26 protein-coding genes are annotated in these 26685 nt (G+C 64.5%); 3 read left to right on the forward strand and 23 right to left on the reverse strand.

Annotated features, from left to right (window positions below; translation table 11 throughout):
- From ACTU6U_RS12840 to ACTU6U_RS12880, 9 genes are all read right to left on the reverse strand, one after another.
- Positions 1–191, reverse strand: a 191-nt coding sequence (locus ACTU6U_RS12840) for a hypothetical protein (RefSeq protein WP_443469505.1), incomplete at its 3' end; no start/stop codon positions are given.
- A 21-nt stretch (positions 192–212) separates the two neighbouring features.
- Positions 213–1061: a hypothetical protein gene (locus ACTU6U_RS12845; RefSeq protein WP_443469506.1), complete on the reverse strand. Its 849-nt coding sequence runs from the start codon at positions 1059–1061 to the stop codon at positions 213–215.
- 248 nt (positions 1062–1309) lie between these two features.
- Positions 1310–2230, reverse strand: coding sequence for a class II fructose-bisphosphatase (glpX, locus tag ACTU6U_RS12850; protein WP_443469507.1), 921 nt, complete (start codon positions 2228–2230; stop codon positions 1310–1312).
- Positions 2231–2387: 157 nt separating this feature from the next.
- Complete coding sequence (dhaL, locus tag ACTU6U_RS12855; RefSeq protein ID WP_443469508.1) at positions 2388–3056, reverse strand: dihydroxyacetone kinase subunit DhaL; 669 nt, start codon at positions 3054–3056, stop codon at positions 2388–2390.
- 22 nt (positions 3057–3078) lie between these two features.
- Positions 3079–4086: a dihydroxyacetone kinase subunit DhaK gene (locus ACTU6U_RS12860; RefSeq protein ID WP_443469509.1), complete on the reverse strand. Its 1008-nt coding sequence runs from the start codon at positions 4084–4086 to the stop codon at positions 3079–3081.
- A 50-nt stretch (positions 4087–4136) separates the two neighbouring features.
- Positions 4137–4844: an HPr family phosphocarrier protein gene (locus ACTU6U_RS12865; RefSeq protein WP_443469510.1), complete on the reverse strand. Its 708-nt coding sequence runs from the start codon at positions 4842–4844 to the stop codon at positions 4137–4139.
- Entirely contained in the window at positions 4841–5488 is a 648-nt protein-coding gene (gene dhaL, locus ACTU6U_RS12870; RefSeq protein ID WP_443469511.1) for a dihydroxyacetone kinase subunit DhaL, read from the reverse strand. The genes ACTU6U_RS12865 and dhaL (ACTU6U_RS12870) overlap by 4 nt, the downstream gene beginning before the upstream one ends.
- Before the next feature lie 8 nt (positions 5489–5496).
- Entirely contained in the window at positions 5497–6483 is a 987-nt protein-coding gene (dhaK, locus tag ACTU6U_RS12875; RefSeq protein WP_443469512.1) for a dihydroxyacetone kinase subunit DhaK, read from the reverse strand.
- Positions 6480–7235, reverse strand: coding sequence for an MIP/aquaporin family protein (locus ACTU6U_RS12880; RefSeq protein ID WP_443469513.1), 756 nt, complete (start codon positions 7233–7235; stop codon positions 6480–6482). The genes dhaK and ACTU6U_RS12880 overlap by 4 nt, the downstream gene beginning before the upstream one ends.
- Before the next feature lie 171 nt (positions 7236–7406).
- Here ACTU6U_RS12880 and ACTU6U_RS12885 point away from each other — a divergent pair, with 171 nt between their 5' ends.
- Positions 7407–8156, forward strand: a complete 750-nt coding sequence (locus ACTU6U_RS12885; RefSeq protein ID WP_443469514.1) for an IclR family transcriptional regulator — start codon at positions 7407–7409, stop codon at positions 8154–8156.
- Between the two features lie 36 nt (positions 8157–8192).
- On the opposite strand, the gene ACTU6U_RS12890 is transcribed toward ACTU6U_RS12885, so the two are convergent.
- The 12 genes from ACTU6U_RS12890 to ACTU6U_RS12945 all read right to left on the reverse strand — a co-directional run bounded on the left by ACTU6U_RS12890 (position 8193) and on the right by ACTU6U_RS12945 (position 22607).
- Positions 8193–10145, reverse strand: coding sequence for a BCCT family transporter (locus ACTU6U_RS12890; protein ID WP_443469515.1), 1953 nt, complete (start codon positions 10143–10145; stop codon positions 8193–8195).
- Positions 10146–10339: 194 nt separating this feature from the next.
- Positions 10340–10909 (reverse strand): sugar O-acetyltransferase, encoded by a 570-nt coding sequence (locus ACTU6U_RS12895; RefSeq protein WP_443469516.1) that lies wholly within the window; start codon positions 10907–10909, stop codon positions 10340–10342.
- 9 nt (positions 10910–10918) lie between these two features.
- Complete coding sequence (locus ACTU6U_RS12900; RefSeq protein WP_443469517.1) at positions 10919–12631, reverse strand: ABC1 kinase family protein; 1713 nt, start codon at positions 12629–12631, stop codon at positions 10919–10921.
- Positions 12632–12647: 16 nt separating this feature from the next.
- Positions 12648–13250, reverse strand: coding sequence for a PadR family transcriptional regulator (locus ACTU6U_RS12905; RefSeq protein ID WP_443469518.1), 603 nt, complete (start codon positions 13248–13250; stop codon positions 12648–12650).
- A 75-nt stretch (positions 13251–13325) separates the two neighbouring features.
- A complete protein-coding gene (locus ACTU6U_RS12910; RefSeq protein WP_443469519.1) occupies positions 13326–14285 on the reverse strand; it encodes a PfkB family carbohydrate kinase in 960 nt (319 codons plus the stop codon).
- A gap of 36 nt (positions 14286–14321) precedes the next feature.
- Positions 14322–15530, reverse strand: coding sequence for an MFS transporter (locus ACTU6U_RS12915; protein ID WP_443469520.1), 1209 nt, complete (start codon positions 15528–15530; stop codon positions 14322–14324).
- Positions 15531–15575: 45 nt separating this feature from the next.
- Entirely contained in the window at positions 15576–15995 is a 420-nt protein-coding gene (locus ACTU6U_RS12920; RefSeq protein WP_443469521.1) for an HtaA domain-containing protein, read from the reverse strand.
- A 9-nt stretch (positions 15996–16004) separates the two neighbouring features.
- Positions 16005–18257 (reverse strand): cytochrome P450, encoded by a 2253-nt coding sequence (locus ACTU6U_RS12925; RefSeq protein ID WP_443469522.1) that lies wholly within the window; start codon positions 18255–18257, stop codon positions 16005–16007.
- A 38-nt stretch (positions 18258–18295) separates the two neighbouring features.
- Positions 18296–19498, reverse strand: coding sequence for a serine hydrolase domain-containing protein (locus tag ACTU6U_RS12930; RefSeq protein ID WP_443469523.1), 1203 nt, complete (start codon positions 19496–19498; stop codon positions 18296–18298).
- A 12-nt stretch (positions 19499–19510) separates the two neighbouring features.
- The gene (locus ACTU6U_RS12935) at positions 19511–20320 is read right to left on the reverse strand and encodes an SDR family NAD(P)-dependent oxidoreductase (protein ID WP_443469524.1); all 810 of its coding nucleotides are present in this window, start codon (positions 20318–20320) and stop codon (positions 19511–19513) included.
- Positions 20321–20422: 102 nt separating this feature from the next.
- Complete coding sequence (locus ACTU6U_RS12940) at positions 20423–21916, reverse strand: MFS transporter (RefSeq protein ID WP_443469525.1); 1494 nt, start codon at positions 21914–21916, stop codon at positions 20423–20425.
- 85 nt (positions 21917–22001) lie between these two features.
- Positions 22002–22607 carry a TetR/AcrR family transcriptional regulator gene (locus ACTU6U_RS12945; protein WP_443469526.1) on the reverse strand — a complete coding sequence of 202 codons (606 nt, stop codon included), beginning with the start codon at positions 22605–22607 and terminating at the stop codon, positions 22002–22004.
- A gap of 232 nt (positions 22608–22839) precedes the next feature.
- Between ACTU6U_RS12945 and ACTU6U_RS12950 the strand changes: the two genes are divergently transcribed.
- Positions 22840–23688, forward strand: coding sequence for a hypothetical protein (locus tag ACTU6U_RS12950; protein ID WP_443469527.1), 849 nt, complete (start codon positions 22840–22842; stop codon positions 23686–23688).
- A 63-nt stretch (positions 23689–23751) separates the two neighbouring features.
- Here ACTU6U_RS12950 and ACTU6U_RS12955 read toward each other — a convergent pair whose 3' ends face one another.
- Positions 23752–24933, reverse strand: coding sequence for an FAD-dependent oxidoreductase (locus ACTU6U_RS12955; RefSeq protein ID WP_443469528.1), 1182 nt, complete (start codon positions 24931–24933; stop codon positions 23752–23754).
- A 109-nt stretch (positions 24934–25042) separates the two neighbouring features.
- Positions 25043–26125 (reverse strand): type I restriction endonuclease, encoded by a 1083-nt coding sequence (locus tag ACTU6U_RS12960; RefSeq protein ID WP_443469529.1) that lies wholly within the window; start codon positions 26123–26125, stop codon positions 25043–25045.
- Between the two features lie 155 nt (positions 26126–26280).
- Here ACTU6U_RS12960 and ACTU6U_RS12965 point away from each other — a divergent pair, with 155 nt between their 5' ends.
- On the forward strand, positions 26281–26676 hold the full coding sequence (locus ACTU6U_RS12965) for a (deoxy)nucleoside triphosphate pyrophosphohydrolase (RefSeq protein ID WP_443469530.1): 396 nt from the start codon (positions 26281–26283) through the stop codon (positions 26674–26676).
- Positions 26677–26685: the final 9 nt, after the last annotated feature.

The following is a 26685-nucleotide window of genomic DNA, read 5'->3' on the forward strand; positions in this document are numbered from 1 at the left end:
GAAATCCTCACAGCGTTGGAGTCAACTAAACCGTCAGCAGTCCCGGTCTCGTCGTGCGAGATGTAGGGCACGTCGACCACTGGACCCCGGTCTTCCATTCGCAACGTTGCGCCTGTGTAGGGGGTGCCGGTCACACCGTCGATCAGCAAGCCAACATACGACTGACCGGGGGTAAGAGAGGTGATAGCCATACCCCGCAGTGTATGGGGGCTTCAGGCGCCCTGTTCTTCTGCCGGTTCTTCGTCCTCCGCGTCATGTGACGGCACCAGTGCGCCGAAGACCTCTTGGAAGGACTTCCAATCTTCCCCGAACTCTTCGCCCATCGCAGGAGCCTCAGGGAGCTTCCCATCCTCGCCGTACTCAGCCAAGTACACGTGAGTCTTGACGGCAGATGTTGCCTCGTCATACACGACGTCCTCATCGAAGACGTTGCCAAGGTCGGGGATAGTGCCGTTCGCGTGAAGAGTCTCAACGAAGGTGAGCGTTGTCATCCCGAGCATCAGCAACCGAACCACCACCGGCACAGCGGCACGGTAGCGCTCATCTACTCCGAAGACTTGCCCCTGCGCTCGTCTCTCCGGGTCCGCGTGAACGACATCGCCGTAAATCCATGAGAACGCTAAAGCGTTGTCACCAATCTGAGTCTCGGGATCATCGTTACTCTGAACGCGCACTTCGTAGTATCCGTTGCTGTCCGCTTTCGGATTCACCCTCGCCCACTGCTGCTTGAGCGCACGGATGGATTCGATGTTGACCTCAGGGAGCTTCGCCTTGTTCGCGAAGTAGGAGATCGCGTTCATCACCTTGGCGTGAAAGGTGTCCTCGTCGTTGAGGATGAGTGGTCTCACTCGGGCAGCAGCGCTCTCTACCTGCTCTTCGGGCGGCAGGGTCCATGTAAGGGTGGTCTCGCCGTTCTCCGGGTTGAGTTGAACGGTCACCGTGGGGTTGACCAACTTCTGAAGCAACGCAGCATCCTTGGACAGCGAGTGTGCCCGGATGCGTCGGGCACGGAGCACAAACGCCCGCAGTGTGCTCAGATACCGCTCTTCATGGTCAGCCATGACTTCACATTAGGACTGCGTCTCCAATGACTGTGGTCCCGAGCTGCTCACCCGCACGGCATCCTCGTCGAGCGCCAATGATGGAAAGTGTCACGGTAAAGACGCCCGGCGGCACCCAAGAATCGTGGTTCTGCGTGACACTTAGTGTCATCTCACCGCGTTTCCGACATTTCTTGTCGGGAATGCCCTGCCAGTGGTGATGTACGCGGGCCGTCCGACAGCAGCCAGACTGATTCCAAGATGAGCGTTCATTGGCCCCATCTATCGGCACGATGCTCAGCAATGATGCGTCGGACTGTCCGGGTGTGGCTACGCAGGATCAGGCTTTCGGTGCGGATCACGGTGTCGGCGTATCGAACTCCGGAAAGGAGGTCACCGTCCGTGACGCCCGTAGCGATGAAGAGAGCGTCGCCTTGTACAAGGTCCCCCGCCTCCCAAATGCGCTCGTAATCGAGATCGCGTGCGGCTCGACGAGTGTCGTTGCGTAGCATCCGCACTTGCATGTAGCCGTCAAGAGCTTTGATAGCGCAAGCGGTCGCGACCCCTTCCGGGCTTCCTCCGACACCGATGGCCATGTCGACCGGCGACGTGTCCATGGCAGCGTTTATGCCAGCTGCTACGTCACCGTCGGAAATGAGACGCGTGCGAGCGCCGGTCGCACGGACCTCCTCAACCAAGCTGGCGTGTCGAGGGCGGTTGAGGATCGCAACCTGCATTGCCGAGACGGGTTTATGTTTGGCGGCCGCGAGCGCGGCGATGTTCTCTGCCACGGTCTGGTCAAGGTGCACGACCCCGTTTCCGTCAGAGTTCGTGACGATTTTCGTCATATAGAAGGCTTCGGAAGCGTCGATCATCGAACCGCCGTCGGCTGCCGCAATGACAGACAGAGCGTTGGGCATGCCGGCTGCTGTCAGCGTGGTCCCATCGATAGGGTCGACTGCGATGTCCAGGCGGGGGCCTCGGCCGGTGCCAACTCGCTCGCCCCGGTACAGCATGGGGGCTTCGTCTTTCTCGCCTTCACCTATGACGATGAGACCATCCACGTCGAGGGTGGAGAGGAAAGCGCGCATGGCGTCCACGGCGGCGCCGTCCGCCCTGTTCTTGTCTCCTCGGCCGATCCAAGCATGCGCGCTGATAGCAGCGACTTCGGTGGCTCTGACCAGTTCCATGCCGACGTTGCGGTCGGCTGCTGTGAGTGTTGTGATGGCGTTGCTCCTTTCAGATGTGGAGGCCGGCCGGCCAGCCCGCCCCCGTAAGCGGGCACCCCAGCCATCCGGGCATGCCGCCGAACGTCGTTCGGGGACTCGCAGTCCCGCTGGGCGGCAGTCAGTTGACAGCGGAGACGACCGGCGCCCACTCTCTTGAGGCGCCTGCGGCGTTGGCGCCAGCCTCAAAGAAAAGAGCAATGGTCACGGCCCCCGGGTCCAGAACACCTCTTGCCAGCTCACCGACGTAGCTCGCCCGGCCCCTGGCGGCGACGAGTTCACTCGTGGACTCCGCACCGATCCGAGCGGCGTTCGCCGCCGCGGTGAGCGCGTCGCACACCGACAAACCTCGGCCCGCGGCATCCGTGAGGGCGAGCGATGCTGGCTCGAGGGCGTCAATCATCGTGTTGTCTCCTACACGTGCACCGCCCAATTTCTGAACGACCTCGAGCCCGTTGGCGACGCCTTCGGCAATGGCAACGACGTTCACGGCGTCTGTATCGCCAGCCTTCGAAATCTCCCTGAACCACATTCCGAACAACGGGCCGCTGGTGCCGCCTGTTGCCATGAAGCCCGTGGAGGCGGCCGCGAAGACGGTTGCGTAGGTCGCCTCGTCGCTGGCAGGCAACGCGCGACGAGTGCGGTCTAGCGCCGAAGCGATGTTCCCACCGAAGTCGCCGTCACCGGCGAGCCGGTCTAGATTCGTGAGGTAGTCCTGCGTGCTCGCGAACTGGTTGTGGAATCGGGTGATCCACGCGTACGCGACGCTGCCGTTGATGTTGTCAGTCATTCGTCTCTCTTTTCCGGGGGTGTTACCAGGTGAACGTGGGGGTGAGCACCGGCTCGTCCCACAGCTCAATGTGCTCATCACTAACTACGGTGAGCGTGACCGACAATCCATGCATGTCGAGCGAGGTCACGTAGGAACCGGCCAGGGATCGGGCGACGGTGACGCCGCGCGCTCCGAGCAGGCGGTGCACTTGACGTGCGGCGATGCTGAGTTCGATCGGGTAGGCACCGCCCAGTCCATTGACGAGGGCAATGACGGCGTCTCCACGCACCAACTCGAGGCTGTTCGCCAGAGGAGTGACGATCTGCTCAACGAGTTCGTCCACCTTCGCGAACTCGATACGGCCGGTGCCACGCTCACCATGGATACCGACACCAAACTCGACCTCGTGTCCTTCGAGTTCGAATGCTGCGTGCGCATCACCGGGGTGCGCTCCGGCATCCAGCGCAATAGCGAGGCTCCGTGAGCGGTCGACGATCTCCCTTCCGACCTTGGTCACGACATTCAGGGGTGCGCCGCGTTCGGCAAGCGCGCCGACCAGCTTTTCTACCGTGACGACTGCTGCAGTACCGCGCCGACCGGGGCCGTCATCGTCAGTGTCGGATGCGAGGTCGTCGTTGACGAGGATGTCTTCGACTTTCAGACCGTCGTCCTCGGCCAGGGACGCCGCGATCTGAAAATTAAGGACGTCGCCGGTGTAGTTCTTCACGATCTGGACGACGCCGGCGCCGCTGTCGGCCAGCGTGGTGCCTGCGTGGACCTGACCGGCAGTGGGGCTCGCGAAAACAGCACCGCATACGGCGACGTCAAGCATTCCGGTTCCGACAAAGCCGGCATGCAGTGGCTCATGGCCCGACCCCCCTCCGGAAACCAGCCCCACCTTTCCGGAGGCCCGATTCTGTCGGAAGATCAGATTGTTTTCTGAGTCCCACGATACGTACTGCGGGTTTGTCAAGGAGAAGCCCTCGAGAGCTTCGTCGATGACGCTGTGAGAGTCGTTGATGAACTGGCGGCGGATGATAGAGGGCATGGCGAATAATCCCGTCGTTGCGTGTAAATAATGGGTGTGGGGTGGAGTGGTTAGGCGACTTCGCCGAAGCCGTCGAGAACGAGGAGTTGCAGTGCAGCCACAGCTTCGGCGGCGTCCGGTCCGTCCGCTTCCAGGCGAATGACGTCGTCTTTTGTTGCGACCAGGGAGAGGAGACCAATCATGCTGTTGGCCTTTACGGGCCCTGTCCCGGCGGTGGCGTTGGTGATCTGGATATCGGCGGTGAATGTGTTGGCTGCGTTCACGAGCATCGCTGCCGGACGGGAGTGAATCCCCATCGGGTTGATGAGCGCCCCTTCCGCTGTCACGCGTCCGGCTATCGGTGAGCGGTCCGGGGCGGCTCCGTCGGATGCAGGATGTCGCTTCGCTTTGAGGGCGGTGCTCGCCTCCTCCGCTATATCGCCCAGTGTCCCGCCGGCAGCTGCGCTGACGATAGCTGCCGTGGTGCCCTCGACGAACGGGCCGTCGCTGATGAGCACCGGCCGCGTGCTAGAACGCAGGTCCAGCGCCAGTTCGGAGCTCAGAATTGCTGACCCGAGGTCGGTGATAATGAGGACGCCGTCGGTGTGGGCGAGTTCGTCAAGGGCGGCGGCGATCGCCGCCGCGTCGGTTCCGAAGCCGCCGGCAGCACCTGACGCGACGCGGATCGGTGGTTCTTCCCCGTGAACCATCTGCAACGCAAGCTCAACTGCCGCGTGTGCGAGCGCCTCACTGTGCGAGACGATGACGATTCCAATCACGCGCTTTTCCTTCCCAGGACATCGCTCAGAGACTGGAGCAGGATGGTGGCGGAGGCAGAACCGGGGTCGATATGGCCAGTGCTTCGGTCTCCCAGATATGAGGCGCGCCCTTTGCGCGCGACCAGCGACTCAGTGGAGTCGCGCCCGTCTGCGGCTGCCTTTGCAGCGGCAGCAGAAGCGTCGGCTATCGGCAGCCCCCGCGCGAGCGAGAGAGAAAATGCCGCAACGGCCGGTTCAAAGGCGTCGACCATGGTCTTGTCCCCGACCGCCGCATGCCCGCGAGTGACCACACCGCTGATGCCCGCACGGATCGCCTGCTCGAGCTGGGGACCATCCAGTGTGGTAACGGCGGGGACAGCTTTCCCCATTTCCAGGAAGAACGTCCCGTAGAGCGAACCGCTCGCCCCACCCACTGTGGAGATGAGCGTCATCCCAACGGACTTCAGGAGTTCCTGGGCTGTGGTGAACGAGATCGAGTCCAGGCTTGTCACTATTGCCGTCAGTCCACGGGTCATGTTGGTGCCGTGGTCGGCATCACCAATCGCCGAGTCCAACGCGGTCAGCCAGTCCGCGTTCGTGTCGAGGTCCTCAGCCGACTGCCGGAGCCACGCCTCGAGGTCCGCAATGGTGATCACATCGTTCATGGTCGGGGTCACCATCGCACTGCCGACGTGTTCACAGGAGCATCCCACAGTCGAAGGATCTCGTCGTCTGCGCGCACAAGTGTCAGCGAGCATCCGGCCATGTCGAGGCTGGTGACGTAATCGCCGACCAGACTGCGAGCCACCCTGATCTCTCGGGCGCTGAGAGCATCAGCAATCTCACCGTATGTGGCGTACAGCTCGATGAGAGGCGTGCCGCCGAGCCCTGTCAGAAGTGCGATGACGGGGGCACCGGTGAAGTCATAGTCGGATGTGATGGACTCGACGATCTCTTCAGCGATGTCGTGCGCGCTCGCCAACGGCACACGCTTTCTGCCGGGCTCGCCGTGGATACCGACGCCGATCTCCATCTCGTCCTCGGGCAGATCGAAGCTGGGCTTGCCGACCGCGGGAACGGTGCAGCTGGTGAGAGCGACCCCCATGGACCGCCCATTGTCGGCCACCTTCTCCGCGATTGCCTTGACCTGGGAAAGTGTCCTTCCCTCTGCGGCAGCGGCACCAGCGACCTTCTCCACGATAACCGTCGTCCCCACGCCGCGGCGACCTGCCGTCCATGTGGAGTCTTGGACGGCGACGTCGTCGGCCACGACGACAGACTCGACCCGTATGCCTTGCTCCTCGGCGAACTCGCGGGCCATATCGAAGTTCAGCACGTCACCGGTGTAGTTCTTGACGATGAAGAGGACCCCGCCGCCAGAGTCCGTTTGCGTGGCGGCGGCGAGCATTTGGTCGGGTGTGGGTGACGTGAAGATTTCACCGACGCACGCAGCCGAGAGCATCCCCTCTCCCACGAAGCCGCTGTGAAGCGGCTCGTGCCCTGATCCACCTCCCGAGATGAGTGCTACTCGACCGTCGCGCGGTGCGGAGCTGAGAACGATGCGGCTATCAAAGTCCACAGTCAGTTCTGGATGCGCAACCGCTACCCCGCGGAGTGCGTCCTGTAGGACCGTGGCTGGGCTGTTGACGAGCTTTTTCATGCGCGGGTCTCCTGCTCTGTGAGCGCCTCGGTAAGCGAGGTGCGGTCAGCACTGGTCCGCGACACTACTGTAAACAGCGCCGCTGCCGCTACACCTGCAACTAGCTCGGCGATGATGTACACCGGCCATTGCTCCCACGCGACCTGACCGCCGAGAGCCCACTGGACGAACATCGGGCCGGTTGTGCGTGCCGGGTTGATGGATGCGCCGGTGACCGGCGCGACCGGGATGATCGCGGCGAACACGATGAGCCCGATGACCAGTCCCGCAAACCCCGGGGCTGCCTTGCGGTGGATGACCCCAAACACGGTGAACACAAGGATGAAGGTTCCCACGAACTCCGCGGCGAACGCCTGCCCGATTGAGATCTCGCCATACGACGCGACGCCCAGCCCGAGCTCGCTGGCCCTTTGACCAAGCACGGCGACGATCGCGAACGCGCCGACCACGGCGCCGAGCACCTGAGCGATGATGTAGCCGGGGACGTCTTTCCATGGGAACTTCCCTGCCACGGCGAGGGCAACGGTAACTGCGGGGTTGATGTGGTTACCCGAGATATATCCGAAGACATACACCGTGCCAACGACGACGGTGCCGAAGGCCAGAGCGATGAATCCGAGATCCGCGCCGCTGAACGGTTGATCACCCCGAGCCATCGCGAGCGCCGGCACTGAGCCGACGCCGACGAAGACGAGGAAGGCGGTGCCCAGGAACTCGGCGGCAAGCTTCTGCCATGTGCGGTTGTCATCCATAACGCGCGTTCTCCTTTGAACAGGGTTGTGTGTTGTCTCGGTAATCGTGATTCGATAGTGTCGAATCACATTCGTTAATATCGAATAGTGCCGAAGTGCCATGTCGTTGTCAAGACGCGAGAATGAATTGAATGGCCATCAGAGGCCCATCTGGAAAGAAAGGAGCAGCCGATGATTCAGTCAATCGACCGTGCCGCGCGAATCCTCGACCTACTCCAAGGCGCACGAAAACTCGGAATCAGCGAGCTGGCCGCTGCGCTTGACCTACCACCATCGACTGTTCACGGGCTCGTGAAATCACTTCAAGTGCATGGCTTGGTCGCGCAGGAACCGACAGGAAATCGTTATGTTCTTGGGCCTGCGCTGCTGAAGTTGTCGAGCGTCTACCTCGACACACTCGACGTTCGCTCGCGGGCCATACGCTGGATGCATGAGTTGTCGCGCAGCTCCGGGGCCGCGACGCGCTTGGGGGTGAATCTGCGCGGCGATGTACTACTCATCCACCACGACAGGCGCCCCGACGGCAGCGAACAGATGCCGGAAACGGGGCTGGCTCTCCCTGCCCATGCTTCCGCCCTCGGAAAAATTCTGCTCGCGTACGACGAAGACATGCGCGACGACGTCTTGGGGCGGCACCTCGCGGATTTGACCGGCGACACGAATACCGACCCCGGCGCACTCGCAGACGAACTCAGAGAAGTTCGGCGCAATGCTCACGCGGTCGAGAACGAGGAAGCCCTGCTCGGCGAGTCTTCGATGGCCGTTCCAGTGACGGACGAGGGCGGCCGAGTCATCGCCGCCCTGTCCATCGTGTTGCCTTCGGAGCAGTTTCCGCCGCCACGAACAGTAGAAGGTCAATTACGCGACGCGGCACGCAATATCTCCCGTGATCTTGGAGCGCGGTCGTGGCCACCGCGCTGACCACACCTTCGACCGCATGACGAGGAGCCAGTTCGGCTACGCCTCTCCTGCCTGATCCGCGGCTCGTTGGTCCGCAGCATCCAGCCCGTCAGCATCCAGAATGATGTCCACCGCCTCCGTCGCCGCCTCGTACACCTCGGCAAGGCTCTCGTCGACGTCGTCCTCGGCAACCCACGCGATGTCATCCTCGGAGTGGTCGTACTCCACAGGCACGAGCGCGAAGTCATCGCCGTACTCCTCGAGCCCGGTGCGCACGCTGTGCCGCACCGCCATTCGGGCGTAACGGTCGCGGAGAATGAGCGGATCTCGACGCAGGTCCTTCATGAGCGCGATCATCATGAAGGCCATGATGATCGCGAACGGCAGCGCCGCCACGATCGTGACGTTCTGAAGAGACTTCAACCCGCTCCCCTCTGCGCCCGAGACGAGCAGCACAGCCGCGATGACGCCGACGAGGGTTCCCCAGGTAGCTGAGACCCACCGCGCCGGTTCCGGCCGACCCTGCTGCGAGAGGGTTCCCATCACGAGCGACGAGGAGTCGGCGCCGGTGATGAAAAAGATCGCGATGAGCAGGATGAGACCGATGCTGGTGACCATAGGGAAGGGTAGGTTTCCGAGCACGTCGAACAGCACCTGCTCGGGTGGATCAGTGACCAGACCCGCCCCATTCATCTGCTGATCGATCGCCGTCGTGCCGAAGATCGCGAACCAGAACAGCGAGATGACCGACGGCACCAGGATGACGACCGATACGAACTGGCGAAGCGTGCGGCCGCGAGAGATCTTGGCGATGAACATGCCGACGAAGGGCGACCACGAAATCCACCACGCCCAGTAGAAGATCGTCCAGCCCGCGAGGAAGTCCTCGGCCTCGACGCCCTGCGATGCAGAGCGTCCGATCAGCGTCGGAAGATCGCCGATGAACTGCACCGCCACTGCCGGCAGCACGTTGAGGATCAGCATCGTCGGGCCGACGAAGAAGACGAAGATCGCCAGCACGAGAGCGGCGATCCCGTTGATGTTCGAAAGCGCGCGAATGCCCTTGGAGACACCCGACACGGCGGATGCGATGAAGCACGCGGTGAGCACCGCGATGACGGCGACGAGGATGCCGTTGCCCACTTCGCCAATGCCCGTGACGATCTCGATCCCGTGACCGATCTGCAGAGCACCGAGGCCGAGAGACGCCGCAGTGCCGAACAGCGTCACGATGATCGCGAAGATATCGATGATTCGACCGATGGGACCGGTGGTGCGGTTCTCGCCCAGCAGCGGGGCGAAGATCGATGAGATGAGCGGGGTGCGGCCGCGGCGGTATGCGCCGTATGCGATCGCGCCGCCGACCAGTGCGTAGAAGGCCCACGCCTGCGGACCCCAGTGATAGAGCACCTGCACCTGCGCGGTGTGCATGGCGTCGAGAGTGCTCGCCTCGACCGTTCCCGGAGGCGGCGACTCGAACATCGTGAGCGGCTCGGCAGCGCCCCAGAACACCAGACCGATGCCCATGCCTGCAGCGAAGAGCATCGAGATCCACGAGAACATCGAGTACTCGGGAACTTCGTCATCGCGACCGAGCGGAATGCGCCCGAACTTGCTGAACCCGATGAACAACATGAAGAAGAGCACGATGGTGGCGATGACGGTGAAGAAGACACCGAAGTAGTCGAGGACCCAGTCGAGCACGGTGGCGCTGGTGCCCGCGAGGTTGTCGCCGGCGAACACGCCCCACGCGATGAAGGCGAGCATCAGCGTGATCGCGATGCCGAAGACGAGCGGATCAGTCCGGTAGGTGCGCCCCGTCGACTCAACCGAGACACCAGGGATCAGCGCCGGGTGAAGACCGCGAGGCGGCGCCACCGACAGGTCGTGCACGATCTTTCGCGCAGCATCCGTGGATTTCGCCACCGCGCGTTGCGGAACGCTTCCGGTCTTCGGCTGCCCGTCGCGGTGAGCCTCGGAGGATGTGGACTGATCACCAGGGGTACCCATGTCAGTCATCCTGGCACGGATGCGAAAACGACTTCAGATAGAAAACGCTTCAGAAAAGCGTGTCGTCGCGATCGCGCCAGCGATGCCGGAAAGCATGGCGAGCACGGCACCAGAGATCAGGGGCACGGAGACCTCTGCACCCGTCGTGGCCGCCAGTGCAAAACCACAAATCGCAAGTGCAGATCCGCAAATCATCAGCGCGGAACAGACCGCACGAACCGCGCCGGCGATCCGACGACGATCGCGCCGGCAGGCACATCCTTCGTGACGACGGATGCTGCCCCGACCACCGCATCCTCGCCGATCGTCACACCGGGGAGGATCGTCGCATTCGCGCCGATCCAGACGTTTCGACCGATGACAACCGGCGCCGGATGCATATCGGCGCGATGACTCGGCGCGAGGTCGTGGTTGAGCGTGGCGATGACGACATTATGGCCGACGAGGCAGTCGTCGCCGATAGTGATGCCGCCCTGATCCTGGAACCTGCAACCGGAATTGAGGAAGATCCGCTTGCCGAGTGTGATGTTCTGCCCGAAGTCCGAAGTGAACGGCGGGAAGAGCGTCACTGTCTCGTCGACAGGATCGCCGATCAGCTCCGACAGCAGCTCGCGCACTCGGGCGGGCTCGTGATAGCCACCGTTGAGCTCACCGGTGATGCGCTGCGCCCGCTGACTGGCGAGATGCATGACCTCGTGCAGGGGCGAATCTCCGGTGATCGTCTGACCAGCGTTCATGGCATCCAGAAGGTCTTGCAGGTCCATAGGGCCAGACTACGACTCTCGGTGATGCCGCGCTCCGTTGCGCGGAGAACCCCCGAAAAGCCCTGCGAGGACAGCATGCGCAAGAGGGACGATCGATACCGAGAGCAGCACGATTCCCAGCGGAGGCGCAGGACCGAGCAGTAGCGCTCCACCGATCGCGAGCCCCGCGAACAGCACCCCTGAGACCACGCGCAGACCGATCCGGATGAGCGCGTCCATGCGGTGCTCGAGCCGCGAGGTGTCGAACGAGACGATGCCCGCTTCGATGTCGGTGATGACGGAGTCGATGCGCCCGGGCAGCCGAGCCGCCGTACCGACCGAGCCCCAGGCGCTCTGGGCGACATCCTTCAGCGTGTTGCCTGACTCATCGCGCAGCAGTTGGCCGGCGAACGGCTCCACCGCATCCCAGACGTTGAATCTCGGATCGAGACCACTGCACATTCCGGAGGTCAGCGACACTGCACGAAACAGCAGCAGCATGCCCTCTGGGAGCTGGAACGGCAGTGAGCGGATCGTGTCACCGAACTCGTGCGCGAAGTCCCGGAACTCCCGGGGATCAACCGTGCTCAGCTCGGCGAAGCCCATCCCGCCGAAACGCGCGAACAGCTGAGTCACCGCGCGCTCGAAGCTCTTGGTGTCGGCGGACGGCAGCAGCACACCGACCTCCTGCACTGCCTCGACGAGACGCGTGCCGTCGCGGGACGCAACCGCGATGACGAGTCCGCGCAGCCCGCTTCGCAAGCCCTCCGGCACCTCACCCATCATCCCGAAATCGATGAACGTGAGGCGCCAGTCGCCGCCCGGCATGGGTGTGACGAAGATGTTGCCCGGGTGCGGATCGGCGTGGAAGAAGCTGTGCGTGAACACCTGCTCGAACATGGCCGCAGCGAATGCCTGCGCCACCTCGACCGGGTCGATGCCGGCGCCGCGCAGCGCCTCGATGTCATTGATCTTGATCGCGGTGACATCCGAGAGCGTGAGCAGCCGCCTCGTGGTGCGCTCCCATGCCACGGCGGGCGCCGCAACCCGATCGTCGTCGGCGAAGTTCTCCGCGAACCGCTCCGCATTGGCGGCCTCGTGGAGGTAGTCGATCTCCTCGAGACTGGTCTGCGCGAATTCTTCGACGAGGGCCGGAGCATCCACTCGGTCTGACACCATCCGGATCCGGCGCAACCACCCGCCCACCTTGCGAAGGGCCGCGAGGTCGACGGCGATGATGTCGTCGATGCCGGGCCGCTGCACCTTGACGACGACGTCGGCGAATCCTGCGTCGTCGGCGTCGCGATCGGAGAGGCGTGCGCGATGCGCCTGGCCGAGGGATGCCGCGGCCAGCGGCACCTCGTCGAACCACGCGTATGCGCGCTCGAGAGGAACCCCGAGCTCGGTCTCGACGCGCTCCTTGATGTCGGCGAACGGCACCGGCGGCACCTCGTCCTGCAGACCGGCGAGCTCTTCGGTGATCTCCGGAGGCAGCACATCCATGCGTGAGGAGAGAAACTGACCGACCTTGATCATCAGCCCGCCGAGGTCGACAGCGAGCACATGGAAACGCTCGGCGAGTCGGCGCATCCGGTCAGTGCGGGTGCGCTCACTGATGCCGGCGAACCCCACACGGGGCAGGACGAGCTCGAACCACCACAGCTGCACCAGCTGCACGGAGGCGAACCTCAGGATGCGTCGATAGCGAGCACGGTGGGGCCGCACGGATTGCTCGACGACCATGGCGCCCCTCTGCTGATCAGTCCTGGGCAAGGATCGCGTACAGCTTACGACGGGCGTCGTCGAGGACCTCGACAGCAGCATCGAGCTGCTCGGAACTGCCAGTTCGGCCGAGCTGCGCAGCCGCGCCGGCCAGATCAACGCCGGCCTTCGCCAGCGCCGTGTGCCGGTGCACGCTCTCGCCTGTGCGGCCGCTGGACTTCCACGGTGCCGGAGCATCCGCCTCGTCATCAGCCACGGCGCGACCCGCTTCGGTCAGCGAGTACGTCTTGCGTCCGTTCTGCTCATCCGCAGAGACGAGCCCCTCGTCGGCAAGCAGCTGCAGGGTCGGGTAGACCGAGCCCGCGCTCGGCTTCCACGATCCGCCAGAGCGATCCTCGATCTCGCGGATGATCTGGTAGCCGTGCATGGGCTCCTCGGCGAGCAGCGAGAGCACCGCCGCGCGGACGTCGCCGCGCGCCATGCGCGTGGAGCCGGCCGGACGCGGCTCGAAGGATTTGCGGAGCTGATCGAGCGCATCGAAGATCGCCGCCCCCGGGCCGCCTGGGCCACCGAAGGGCGAGCCTGATCCGCCGAAGGGCGAGCCAGATCCGAAACCGCCGGCAGGGAATGAACCGTTCATGTTGACCTCCTGAAATCGTGGAGTTAACGATATATCGCTATGTGTCGTTAAGGAAGTCCGGGTTTCCCGCGCTCGTCACTGCGTCCGCAGGAACTCCTCGACCTCAGCAGCGGTCGGGGCGGTCGTCGGCCCACGCCTGGTCACCTTTATCGCCGCCGTGGCGTTGGCTCTGCGACACGCTTCGACCCACGCGGCCCCCTCTGCGATGCCGGCGAGCAGCGCACCGGTATGCGTATCGCCGGCGCCGTTGGTGTCGATCGGAGTCTGCGGAAAGCCCGGCACATACGTCGTCTCGCCGGCAACGTACACCGCGCAGCCTTCGGCTCCGTCGCGGACGATCACGACAGCATCCGATCGCATCACCGGCGCGAGGGCGCGCGCCTGCGCGACGATCTCGCGGTCGGATGCTTCGACAGCCACACCACGCACGGCCAGAAGATCGGTGGCTTCTTCGGCATTGCTCGTCCAGATATCCGTGCAGGCGAGCATCGCATCGCGCACCTCGACGGGGAGAGCGACGAATGCGGCTCCGGGGTCGAGCACGACGACCGCCTCCTCCGGGAGGGAGGTCAGCCACTCCAGCAGCGGGGCTCGGGTCTGCTCGACAGCGAGCGAGTACCCGGTGACGCACACCAGATCTCCGGCGCGAACATCAGCGGTCGAGAGGGAATCGACGGTGATCTCACGCTCGGCACCAAGCGTGGTGACGAAGGTACGCTCCGCACTCGGTTCGACCAGCACCACGCACACCCCGGTGTCTTGAGTGGTGACGACCGGCGCCGATGCCTCGATGCCGTCCGCGGCGAGCGCGGCACGGATCACATCGCCGTGCGGACCCGCGCCGAGCGAACCGGCATGCACGCACTCTGCGCCGAGACGAGCGGCGGCGAGCAGCACGGTGACCGCTCCGCCCGCGTACTGTGCAACGGAGGAGGCCATCACGTTCTGTCCGCGCGCGGGCAGGTCGGGAATCTCGATGGTCAGATCGACCAGGGCCTGCCCGGTATGGATGACGCGTGGTGCGGAGGTGGGCATGCGGTCAGCCTACCCAGCACGGGGCCGCCGATCGCGTTACCGGGTCGGCTTCACCCGCCCCTGCAGCGCCCACGCGAACAGCACTGCGACGACTCCGGCGATCGGCACGACGAGCAGCCCCGCGCGCAATCCAGCGTTGTCGGCGACGAGTCCGACGATGGGCGGTGAGAAGAGGAAGCCGAGGCGCAGCAACCACGACACGATCGTGAGGCCCGCGCCGTGTTTGAGACCGGGCAGGTCATCGGCGACCTGCATGGCGGCCGGAATGAGGGTGGCGACCCCGTATCCGGCGGCCGCGAATCCGATGATGGTTCCCGGAATCGAGGGGAACGCGAGAGCGAGCCCCATGCCGACGGAGGCGATGAGCCCACCGAAGATCGCGACCGCACGCTGACCGAAGCGGTCGGTGAGCGAGTCGCCGACGATGCGTCCGATGAACTGCGCGCCGACAAGGGCGATGTATCCGGTCGCGGCGAGGGCTGCGGGGGCGCCGAGCGACGAGCCGAGATAGAGCGTCGCCCACGACATCCCGGCATCTTCGACGAGAGCGCCCGCGATCGAGATCAGCACGAGCGCGACGATGATGATGACGGTCTTCGCGGTGATGCGCTGCAGCGCACCTCCGACCTCTTCGCCGCCGGCGATCGCTTCCTCGTCGGTCTCGCGATCGCGGCCCGGCAGGCACAGTCGCAGGGCGATGAGCGAGACGACGCAGAAGATCACAGCGGAGATGATCAGATGGATGCCGATGGGCAGACCCGTCGCGATCGCGACGGCCGCCATCGATCCGCCGAGCACCGCACCGATCGACCAGGTGGCGTGGAAGGAGTTGATGATCGAACGGCCGTAGCCGCGCTGCACACGCAGACCGTGGGCGTTCTGCGCGACGTCAGTGATGGCATCCGCTGCGCCCCCGATCAGCAGGCCGAGCGCGAACAGCAGCACGTGCGGCGAGAGCCCTGCGGCGAGGATGCCGAGGCTGGTGATGATGGTTCCGGCGACCGCGACCTTCGCGGAGCCGAATCGGCGGATGAACATCGCCGCCGCAAGACCCGCGATGATCGCACCAGCGGGAAACGCTGCGATCGCGAGGCCGTAGGCTGCGGCATCCAGACCGAGGGATGCTTTGATCTCGGGGTAGCGCGGCAGGATGTTGGCGAACAGTGCCCCGTTCGTGAGGAACAGCAGCGCGACGCCGACGCGGGCCCGGCGCAGGGCCGGGTCGAGGGTGGGGGAACCAGACACGTGTACGACCGTATCGGTGTCAGCGTTCCCCGGCGCTCACCCCGCTCACGCCGAGCGGTGCACCGTGATCGGGTCGAACACTTCCCCCACCGCGTAATAGCCGCCGAACAGCTCGGCGCCCGCTGGAGTCAGTGCCACCTGATCGAACACAATGTCTCCGCCCTCTTCCCGCGGGGCGCTGAGCGCGAAAGCATCCACAGCCTGCCCACCCGGCGAGGTCGCGAGCAGCCAGGAGCCATCTGTCGAACGATACGCGCGCAGCGATTCGAGTGACGTGATCGGCATCCCGTGGTGGGCGAACAGCGCGACCGATCCGGTCGTCACGTACTCGCCCTCAGCGCAAGAGTCCAGCGGAAACCGGAACTGCCCGTTCTGCGACGTCACGCCATCGGCGCGCACAGCACCGCCCGGCGATGACGTGACGTACAGCAGAAGGCTGAGCTTGATGCTCCACTCGAGGTACATGACTGCCGCTCAGGCATCGAGCACGAGCCGCGGGCAGTTGCCCATGGCACGCGACACGCAGATCATCATGGACTCGCCGCGCTGCTGCTCCTTCGGAGTGAGGATCGAGTCGCGGTGATCGGCCTCACCGCTGAGGATCGGGGTCTCGCACGTACCGCAGGTGCCCTCCCGGCACGACGACATCGTGGTGAGGCCGGCCTTTTCGGCAGCATCCAGAATCGATACCCCCACCGGAACGGTCACAACTCGACCCGACGTCGCGAACTCGACCTCGAACTCGGTGTCGGGGCTGGTGCGCTCGATCTTCTTGGGCGCGAAGCGCTCGGTGTGCAGGGTGTCCTCGGGCCAGTGCGCGAGGGCTCCATCGAGTGCCTTGAGCAGCGGTTCGGGTCCGCACGCGTAGACCAGCGTGTCGGCGGCGACCTCGGCGAAGATCCCCGCCAGATCGAGGTGCCCGAACTCATCCTGCGGAACCAGGCGCGCCCGGTCGCCGTAGGATTCGAGCTCGTCGACGAAGGCCATCGACCTGCGCGAGCGGCCGCCGTAGTGCAGCTCCCACTCGGCGCCGGCGGCCTCTGCCGCCGCGATCATCGGCAGCATGGGCGTGATGCCGATGCCGCCGGCGACGAACACGTAGCGCTTCGAAGGAAGGAAGTGGAAGTTGTTGCGCGGCCATCCGACCCGGATGCTGTCACCCGCAGCCAGTGCGTCGTGCACAGCCAGCGATCCTCCGCGGCCGTTCACCTCACGCAGGATGCCGAGGCGCCACTGGTTGCGCTCGTTCGGAGACGACGACAGCGAGTACTGCCGCACGACCACGCCACCGCCCGCGACAGGAACAGCCACGTCGACGTGCGCGCCGGGCAGCCACTCGGGAAGGACGTCGCCGTCCGGATGCCGCAGCGTGAGCGCTGCGACACTGTCGGCGGCATCCGTCTTGCTCGCGATCGTGAGACTCATGTCGCGCTTGACATTCTTCTTGGCCTTTTCGATGTCGGCGACATCCCACACGACCGGCAGGCTCGTGCGCACTGGGAGGAGCGCCATCTTGATGAACTCGAGCGGGAAGTCCTGCTCGGGGCGCAACGACGGCAGGCGCTCGAAGAGCACCTTGAGGCCTGTCGCACCCTGCACGCGGGCGAGCTCCTGACCGAGACAGGTGTGGCGACCCATCGTGAAGGCGAGGTGATCGGTGGGATTCTCGCGGTGGATGTCGAAGTCGAAGGGCGCGTCGTGGTGCGCCGCCTCGGTGTTGGCGCTGGCGAGCGCGACCCAGATCATGTCGCCCTTGGCGATCTGCACACCCGAGAGCTCCATGTCACGCATGGCCTGGCGGGAGGCGAACGGCGCCGAAGGGCGACGGCGCACGGTCTCTTCGAAGACATTGGCCCACAGCGACGGCTCGGCAATGGCCTCGTCGATGTACTGCGGCTTCTGGCTGAGGAAGAGAATGGCGTTGGTCATCGCCTGGGCGGTGCTGTCGGTGCCGGCCATCGCGAACTCGCAGATCTTGATGGCGATCTGCGGCACGGTCAGTGCGTAGTCGCCATCCGCGCCGCGCTGCACAGCCATCTCGCTGATGAAGTCGGTGCCAGGGTTCTCACGGCGCTCGGCGACCACGGCGCTCATCTCGGCGAACGCGCCCGAGAAGCCCTCCCACACCTCGTCGATGACGTCGGCGGGCATCTCCTCCTGCGCAGAGGAGAGCACCCGGCCCATGTCGCCGCGAAGACGGCGCATGAGGTCGTCGTACTCCCAGCCCAGGCCGAGGTGCGCGAGCAGCGTCTGTGTCGTCAGGTCGAGGCAGTACTCGGCCATGATGTTCGCCGAGCCCTGCTGCTGGATCTTGTCGAGGATGCGGTGCGCGCGCTCCTCGATCTGCGGACGCAGCTCTTCCATGCGCGCCTTCGTGAACCCGCGCAGGGCGATGTTGCGGTGCAGGGTGTGCTCGTCGGGGTCCATGCCGACGATGAGCTGTGCCATAAGGCCCGGCGGCACGATGTGCTGGAAGCGCTCCGGCACATCGATCGTCGCGGTGTTTCCGGCGGACGAGAACTCGGTCCAGTCGCCGAGGACGGTCAGTACGTCGTCGCGACGCGTGACGATCCAGGCGTTCAGCCAGTCGTACCAGAACACCGGATTCTCGTCGCGCACAGCGGCGAAGTGCGCGGCGGGGTCGCGGTAGTAGTCGTCGCTCATGGCGTCGAAGGTGGCGGCCACGGGGCGTTCCGTGGCTACGGGTGCGGTGAGGATGTCGGTCATGTCGAACTCCGTCGTTCTCGGGTGATTTCGGGTGCCGGTCAGAGGGCGGCGGCGATCGCCATCGTCGACAGCTTCTGGAAGCGCGCGACGTTCTCGCTCTCTTCCATGACTCCGGCAGAGAGGAAGGTGAAGGTGAAGTCGCGCTCTGGATCGACCCAGAACAGCGATGAGCCGGCACCGTAGTTGCCGTGCGTGCGCGGAGAGGTGAAGGGCCCGAAGAAGCTCGGCGCGGTGCCGGTGCCCGAGAGCGAGAATCCGAGGCCGAAGTTGCCCTTCGGGATCTCCCAGCCGCGCGCCTTCGCCATCTCGGCGTAGAGGTCGTTGGGCATCTCACCGGTCTGCAGCGTGGTGGCCTGATCGAGGATCGCGGGCGCGACGAGGTGTTCGCCGTTGTGCTCTCCTCGGCGGCGCAGCCACTCGGCGAACGCGTGCACGTCATCGGCGGTGGAGACCGAGCCCACCCAGGGCATCTCGGCATCCGCGGTGATCACGTCGTTGAGAACTTCGATGTCGCTCGGCTGCAGGAAGCCGCCCTCGGGGAGATAGGCCTTCAGCGGAACGGCGCGATCAGCGAGTGCCGCAGGCAGCCCGAACGAGGTGTCGCTCATGCCGAGCGGACGGAAGATCAGCTCCTGCGCGAGTGCGCCGAACGACTCCGCACCATAGGCACGGCGGACCATCTCGCCCATCAGGGCGTGGTTGATGGCCGGTGCGTAGTTGAGGTTCTCCCCCGGCTCGAACAGCACGTCCACGCCGCCGAGCGCCTGAATGACGTCGGCGAGCACGCCGAAGCCGTCGGGGCCGAGGCCGGGGTTCGGCGTCGGGGTGAGGCCGGAGCGGTGCGTGAGCAGGTGGATGAGGTTGATGCGGTCTTTGCGCAGCATCCGGAATGGATCGGTGCCGAGGAACTCGGGGATGAGGTCGACGACCCTGGTCGAGAGCGAGAGCTTGCCCTCGCCGATGGCGCGCAGCGCCATGAGGTTCGTGAACGCCTTCGTCAGCGAGAGCACGCGGAACACGTCGTCCGAGCGCATCTCACGTCCGGCCGCGCGCTCGGACCAGCCGATCGTGGTGTCGAGCACCTTCTCGCCGCCGCGGGCGAGGATCACGTGCACGCCGTCGTAGGCGCCGTGTTCGATGTCGGAGGTGATCTCGGCGGTGAAGCGTTCGATTGCGCGCGGGTCGATGTCGTCGCGGGTGACGACGTCAGCGGTACTGGTGTGCGAGACGGGAATGGTCATCGGATGCTCCGCTCAGACCATCACGAGCCCGCCCGAGGGCGAGATCGTCTGACCGGTCAGGTATGAGGCCGAGGGTCCGGCGAGGAAGAGCACCATCTCGGCGATCTCCTCGGGCTGGGCGGCGCGGCGGATCGGCTGCATGCCGATGAGGAAATCGGCGAACTCTTCGTCGCTCTGGCGGAAAAGCGGGGTGTCGATCGCGCCGGGAGCCAGCGCGTTGACGCGGATGCCGAAGGGAGCGAGCTCTGCGGCGGCCTCGCGGGTGAGACCGAGCACTGCGGCCTTGGAGGCCGGGTAGTAGGCGGGCATCGTGACCCCCATGAGGGCTGCGGCAGAGGAGAAGTTGATGATGGAGCCTGCGCCGCCCCGCTTCATGAGCGGCACCGCTGCACGCATCGTGTAGAAGGTGCCGTAGAGGTTGATGCGCATGACGCGGTCGAAGTCCTCGTCGGTGACGAACTCGAAGAACTCGGAGTCGTGCTTGCGGCCGGCCTTCATCGCATCGAAGATCTTGCGGTTCTCGTCGTTGAGCGCATCGAGCGCTGCACGGTTCGGAGCGTTGACCCCTGCGGCGTTGACGAGGACGTCGAGGCGGCCCTGCTCGGACTCTACGCGTTCGAAGGCAGCCTGCACGGCGGCGCTGTCAGAGATGTCGACGGCAAGGCCGGTGGCACGGTCCAGGTCGGCAAGAGCGTCGGCGACGCTCGGCGAGATGTCCAGTCCGTAGACGGTGGCGCCCGCGGCGTGCAGCGCGCGAACAGTGGCAAGTCCCATCCCGGAGCCAGCCCCGGTGACAAGTGCGACGGTGCCCTCGAATGTCATGTGCTCCTCCTCGAGCGATAGTGACGGTCTACCTGACCGTGAGATGAGTCTGCCACATTCACTAGACATGTGTCTAGTGAATGTGGCAGACCGGCGAGATTCTCAGTGCGTGACGACGGTGTCTGCGAGCGTGGTCGGACGGATCACGAGACCACAGACGATTGCGACGAGCGTCGCGCCAGCAGCAATGAGATAGCCGGTGTCGAACAGCCCTGCCGTGGGCAGCGCGCCACCCTCGATCGGCACCGAGTTCGTCGCCTGCAGGGCTGCGAAGATCGCCCCACCCAACGAGGATGCCGCGAGCGCCATCGACACGTACAGCGACGCTGTGCCTGCGGCGGTCTCCTTCGGCGCCTCGGCCGTGATGACAGACAGCGCCGTCGTCAGCAGCGCGGTGTAGCCGTATCCGAAGACCAGGATCGCGACGACGATCACTGCGAGCGAGGCGTGCCCGAAGCGCAGTGCGGTGAAGGCAGCCATGAGCAGCAGCCCGCCGATCACGAGGGTGACGCCTGCAGAGGTGCGGCGCACGATGATCGGCACAGTCTTGGCCGCGACGAGCCCTGCGAGCGTCATCGGCAGGAAGACGAAGGCGGCCTGTAGCGGGCTGAGCCCAAAACCGACACTCACCGGGTCGCCCGGCACCTGAAGGAGCGTGAGGGTGAGGTTGTAGAGCAGCATCCCGCACACCCCGAGCGTCAGGAAGACGAGGTAGGCGGGGGTCAGGTTGCGTCCGAGTAGCGAGCGCACGTCGAGCAGCGGGTTCTTCGCCTTCGACTCGACGAAGAACGATGCGGCCAGCACCGCAGCACCACCGAGCACGGTGAGCAGCGTCGCGGGAGAGGCCAGACCCCACGTCGTGGACTGAGCGATGCCGATGCAGAGCAGGGTGAGCCCGACGCCCAGCAGCAGCACGCCGCCGACCTCAATGCGCTGGCGAGTGCCGGCGCTGCGCACACGAGCATCCGAGTCCTTGCCCCAGATGAGGAAGGCGACCAGGCTCAGGGCGGTCAGCAGACCGCCGATCCAGAAAGCGCCACGCCAGGTGCCGCCGAACTCGACGATCATGCCGCCGAAGGCAAAGGCGACGAAGATGCCGATGGCCTGGCCGCCAGCGATGATCGCGACCGCACGGGTGCGGTCGCCCACCGACAGTCGGGCGTTGAGGATGCCGATGCACAGCGCTTGACCGGCCATCGTGCCAGTGAGGGCACGGCCGATCACGAGCACGATGAAGTTCGGCGCGAGGGCCGAGATCACGAAGCCCAACGCGATGCCGAGCACCGAGATCACCATCAGACGGCGGTGGCCGTAGATGTCGCCCGCCTTCGACAGCAGGGCGATCGTCGCTGCGCCGAAGATGGTCGTGCTCATCAGCGCCCAGGTGGCCTGGCCTGGACTCAGAGCGAGATCGTTGCTCATCGAGCCGTAGAGCGGGATGGCCATCATGGCGCCGACCTCGTTGAGCAGCTGCAGCAACGAGAAGGTGAGGGCCATTGCCAGGCCGGCACGGCGCCAGGGGAGGAATGCGGTGGGGGTGGTGTCGCGGGTCTTTCCGCCGGCCACTGCCGGTGGAGCGATGTCGGAGGACGTCATCGTCTCAACTCTCTGTCGGGCACGGCGTCGGCGCCGTGCATCTCCGAGAGAGTAGCTCACTTGATAGACACGTGTCTACCCAAAGCTATGCGCGCACCGTCAATCCGAACGCGAGTGTCGAGGCGATCTCAGCGATGATCGCGTCGAGGAAGTCCGGCCGATCCCTGATGATGCCGAAGTAGAAGGCGCGGTCGATCGTCATCGCGACGGCGATCAGTCGAGCCTGAGCGCGTTCTTCGTCGAGCCCCGATTCGATGAGGCGGGTGACGAGCTCTGGCAGTTCGGCGACGATGCGTCCGTACTCCTCGAACCACTCGTCAGCGACCGAGGGTTCGGCGGCCATGGCCTGCACGATCGCGCTGAACTCCATCTGGTGGCGGCGCCAGGTCGCCGCGTGCTCGCGGAGCCAGGCTTCCAGCGCATCCTGCTCTGCGGGGATCTCGGCGAGCTTGCGGAAGTCGGCGAGGATCTCGGGCTCAACCGCGCGCATCTGCTCGATGATGATCTCGGCCTTCGAGCGGAAATAGAGATAGAAGGTCGCTCGCGAGACGTTCGCGGCTTTCGCGATCGCGTCTGCCGTCGTCGCTGAGTAGCCCTGCGCGACGAACAGGCCGCGGGCCGCGAAGATCAGGGCGTCGCGCGTGCGCCTCTTCTGCTCTGCGCGCGAGACGCGCTCAGGTGCACCGCTCAATTTCAGGCTCCGCTCTGCCCGGCGAATCGCCGCCGGGCAGACCCATCATCGCAAATGCCTGATGCTGCGAGCGTGCAGCTCTCCCGCCAGCCTGCGAACTGGCAGGTCGAAGGGTGGAAAGCGGCCTCGCGCGCTATGTCTGCTGCCACCGATATCGTTGTGATTCTGGCGCTCCGCGGCATCCGTCGTGGGGCACGCCGGCGCTCCATGCCCACTCCAAGAGGAGAATCACATGTCCGTTCCCACCCCTCCCGCAGCGCCTTCGCCGCAGCAGATGCCTCCGCCCATGCCGCCCGCGGGCGTGCAGGGTGCCGAGCCGAAGAAGAACAACGTCGTCGCGCTGGTCGCGCTCATCGTCGCCGCTGTGGGCTTCATCTTCGCGTGCATCCCCGGCGCGCTGGTCGTCGGTTGGATTCTGCTGCCGATCGCCTTCGTGCTCAGCATCGTGTCGCTGTTCCTCAAGGGCGACCGCAAGTGGATGGGCATCGTCGGTCTGATCGTGTCGATCATCGGAACGATCGTCGGATTCATCGTGTTCTTCGCCGTCGTGCTCACGGCAGCGGGCGAAGCACTGGATGAGATCAGCAGCGGCGAGACCACGGTCACGCAGACGACCGATGAAGACGCTGAGACCGCGACCGAAGAAGAATCTGCGGCATCCGCCGATCAGGGCACGCGCGAGAACCCCTACCCGCTGGCGTCTCAGATCAGCTCCGACGACTGGACTGTCGTGGTGAACAGCTACACGACCGATGGCAACCCCGTTGTGAGCGGTGCGAACGAGTTCAACGAAGCCGCTCCGGCAGGTTCGCACTACGAAGTCATCAACTACACGGTCACCTACACGGGCTCTGAGTCGGGCCTGTCCGCCGAGGTCGGAATCGCTTTGGTCACCAGCGCTGGAAACGTCGTCAACAGCTACGACGCGCTGGTGCTGCTCACCGACCCCATCGGATTGGACGAGCTGTACACCGGCGCATCCGCCACCGGATCTGCGGCATTCCTCGTGCCTGACGGCGAGACCGCGCTGATCCGGGTTCGCCCCGGGATGCTGGCTGACGAGGTGTTCGTTCAGCCGTAAGGCGCAGCCACCGCAGTAGGGGCCGACGGACTCAGGGAGTCGGCCCCTGTCGGGGCGAGTAGGTCAGAGCCTCTCCGGCCGCGCGCCGAGGCCGATGAAACGGCCGGTGACGTGGGTGAGTCGGGAGTGGTCGCGCAGCATCCGCAGCACGAACGGTAGCGGCGCGTCTGACTCGCGTTCCGCGAGCAGAGGCCCCTGCATCCGACGCTGCACGAACTGGGTGATCCTGGTCGGCCAGTTGCGGCGTCGCTGCACACGTCGTAGGTCGGCGGGTGTCGGGATGCCCTCACGCAGTACGGGTCCGAGGATGCGGGCTGTGGCCACGGCATCCTGAATCGCGAGGTTGATACCGACCCCGCCCGCCGGCGACATCGCGTGTGCGGAGTCGCCCATGCAGAGCATCCCGTCGGTGAACCAGCGGCGCAGCCGCTCGAGGCGCACCCGAAGCAGGCGCACATCAGATGTGACGACCCTGCTGACGGAGGCGGCCATGCTCGGCGAGATACGCGCGATGCGATCTTTCATCGCGGCGAGGTCAGCATCCGTGCCGCGCCAGGTGCCAGCGGGGATCACGTGGGCGATCTGAAAGAAGTCGCCCCGGTCGATCGTGATGATGAGTCCGGAGCCGGCCTGGATGAACGGGTACCGCTCGCCTGCAGTTTTGACGATGCGGAACCAGAGCACATCCATCGCCGAGGCGACACCCTTGGGGGCGAGTCCTGCTGCGGCTCGGATGTCGGAGTCGCGCCCGGAGGCATCGACGACGAGGCGTGCGTACACCGAGACCTCGCCGTCCGGCGCGGTTCCGGTGACCCCGACGATGCGGTCGCCGTCGCGGATCGGCCCGTCGACGCGGGCCTCCCGGAGGAGTGTGAATCCCGGATGCCGCGACGCAGCGTCTGCGATCAGATCGAGAAAGTCCCACTGTGGCATGAAGGTCATGACCTTGCGGCGGGTGGGCAGGCGGGTGAAGTCCGCAAGCGTCAGTTCGGTGCCGTACCAGCTGAACGTGGCGCGAGCCATGTCATCGTGTGGCCTCGTGAGGAACTCGTCGAGCAGCCCGAACTGCACGAGCAGGTCTTGTGTGGAGGGGTGGATGGTGTCGCCCCGAAAATCACGCAGGAAGTCGGCGTGCTTCTCGAGAACGACGACCCGGATGCCTCGGCGCACAAGCGCGAGCGCCAGCACGAGTCCGGCAGGCCCACCGCCGACGATCGCGCAATCCGTGTTGAGCGTGGTGCTCATAGGGATAGTTTGCTCCGCGATGGGCGGGTGTGGGGGTGAATGTTCGTTCACACCAATACCGTTGGCCAACGCGCTAAGCGAAAGAGAAACCTAGCTCGTTACGACGCGTTCAGAGAAATCGCCGAACGGCCTCACGTATCTCCTCTGCGTGTGAGTAGATTTCGTCGAGATCTGTGATGGGATGACGCGTCTCGACCTTGTCTTCGTCGAGCAGACCGAGGTATTTCTGTTTGCCATTGAAGTGCAGGCGCGCAATCGGCTTCCTGTTGTTGTCATCAAGCAGGACCGCGAAGTAACTCTTGGCATCTCGCTGCGTAACACGTTGCGGCTTGACTTCACCACAGGCGATAGCCTTCACGATTTGGTAGCCCTCAAGCTCTTCGAGCGTTGTCTCAAGTTCCGTATCTCGATCAAGATCAGCTTCGACCACTTCCGAGCTCGACGTCGGAGGGAGGTCTGAAGCTTGGCTGGCTCCGCCTACCCCGAGGGCAGCCTTAAGCCTGTCGTTCACCCGCTCCGTGAGGAACTGCTGCGCCGCTTTCCCCACAAGTCCAGTGAATTGTTGACGAACACGCTGCGTAAGCATGCCGTCATATACGCGCGAGGCAAAGAACTTGATCCACTCGTCCGTCGGCTCGCGAAATTGGGCTGCGATCTCACGTTTGAGAGCGCCGATGTACTTCAACTCTTCGGCTGCGTTGACGATGGATTCGAGATCGAAGCTGTCTTTGCTGAGCTTCTGGATTTCCGGGACCAGGGTCTCATCGATGTCAAGTAGGTCAAGAACCAAGAATGGCTTCGCATCCATCCGGTTGGGTGCATCGAGGTCAGTGTAGAAGTGCCATTGAACACCGTTCGTCAGAACCGCAATGCGTGCGTTTGTGACGGCGAAGTACCGAAACAGTTGTGAAGCGTGCTCAATTTTGAGGGCTCCCATCGACGGTTTGCACTCGATGAGAATCTGCACCTCACCATCCCGCATGATGGCGTAGTCGATTTTCTCACCCTTTTTCAGGCCTACATCTGCGATGAACTCCGGAACGACCTCAAGCGGATCAAAGACGTCGTACCCCAAAATGCCGGCGATGAACGGCATGACGAATGCATTCTTTGTTGCTTCTTCGGTAGCGATGGCCGTCGCCTGGTTCTTCACCTTCACCGCAAGAGAATCAAGCCGCTCTGCAAATTCCATTCGCTCTTCCGATCTACATTGATCCGATTGGTTACTCAGACAGTAGCGGAGGGGAGATACATTCACGATCATGGGCTTCCGGATCCCCAGCCCTCCAGATTCAGGATCACCTCCGACCTGCACCAGAATGGCGGCACCTACTATCGTTTGCGGTGATGAGATCACCGATCACAGTCGTGGGCGCTGTCATCCTGAAGGGTGATCACGTGCTCGTTGCCCAGCGCGGGCCCGGGCGGGCCCTCGCGGGGCAGTGGGAATTTCCTGGCGGCAAAATTGAGCCCGGTGAGACACCGGAGTCGGCGCTTGAACGTGAGATCAGGGAAGAGCTCGGGGCTTGCATTCAAGTCGGGCACCACGTTGAGACGACAACACACCACTATGACTTCGCGGTAGTGCACCTCTCGACCTACTACGCCGAGATCATCAGCGGGACCCTCACAGCCAACGAGCATTCCGAGCTGCGGTGGTGCCGGGTGGCGGAGCTCGCGTCGCTGGACTGGGCGCTCGCTGACGTTCCGGCCGTAGAACGTGTCATTGCGGCTTTCACATGAGACCTCCAT

Source organism: Microbacterium zouquanmingi, from assembly GCF_052266695.1.
GTDB lineage: Bacteria > Actinomycetota > Actinomycetes > Actinomycetales > Microbacteriaceae > Microbacterium.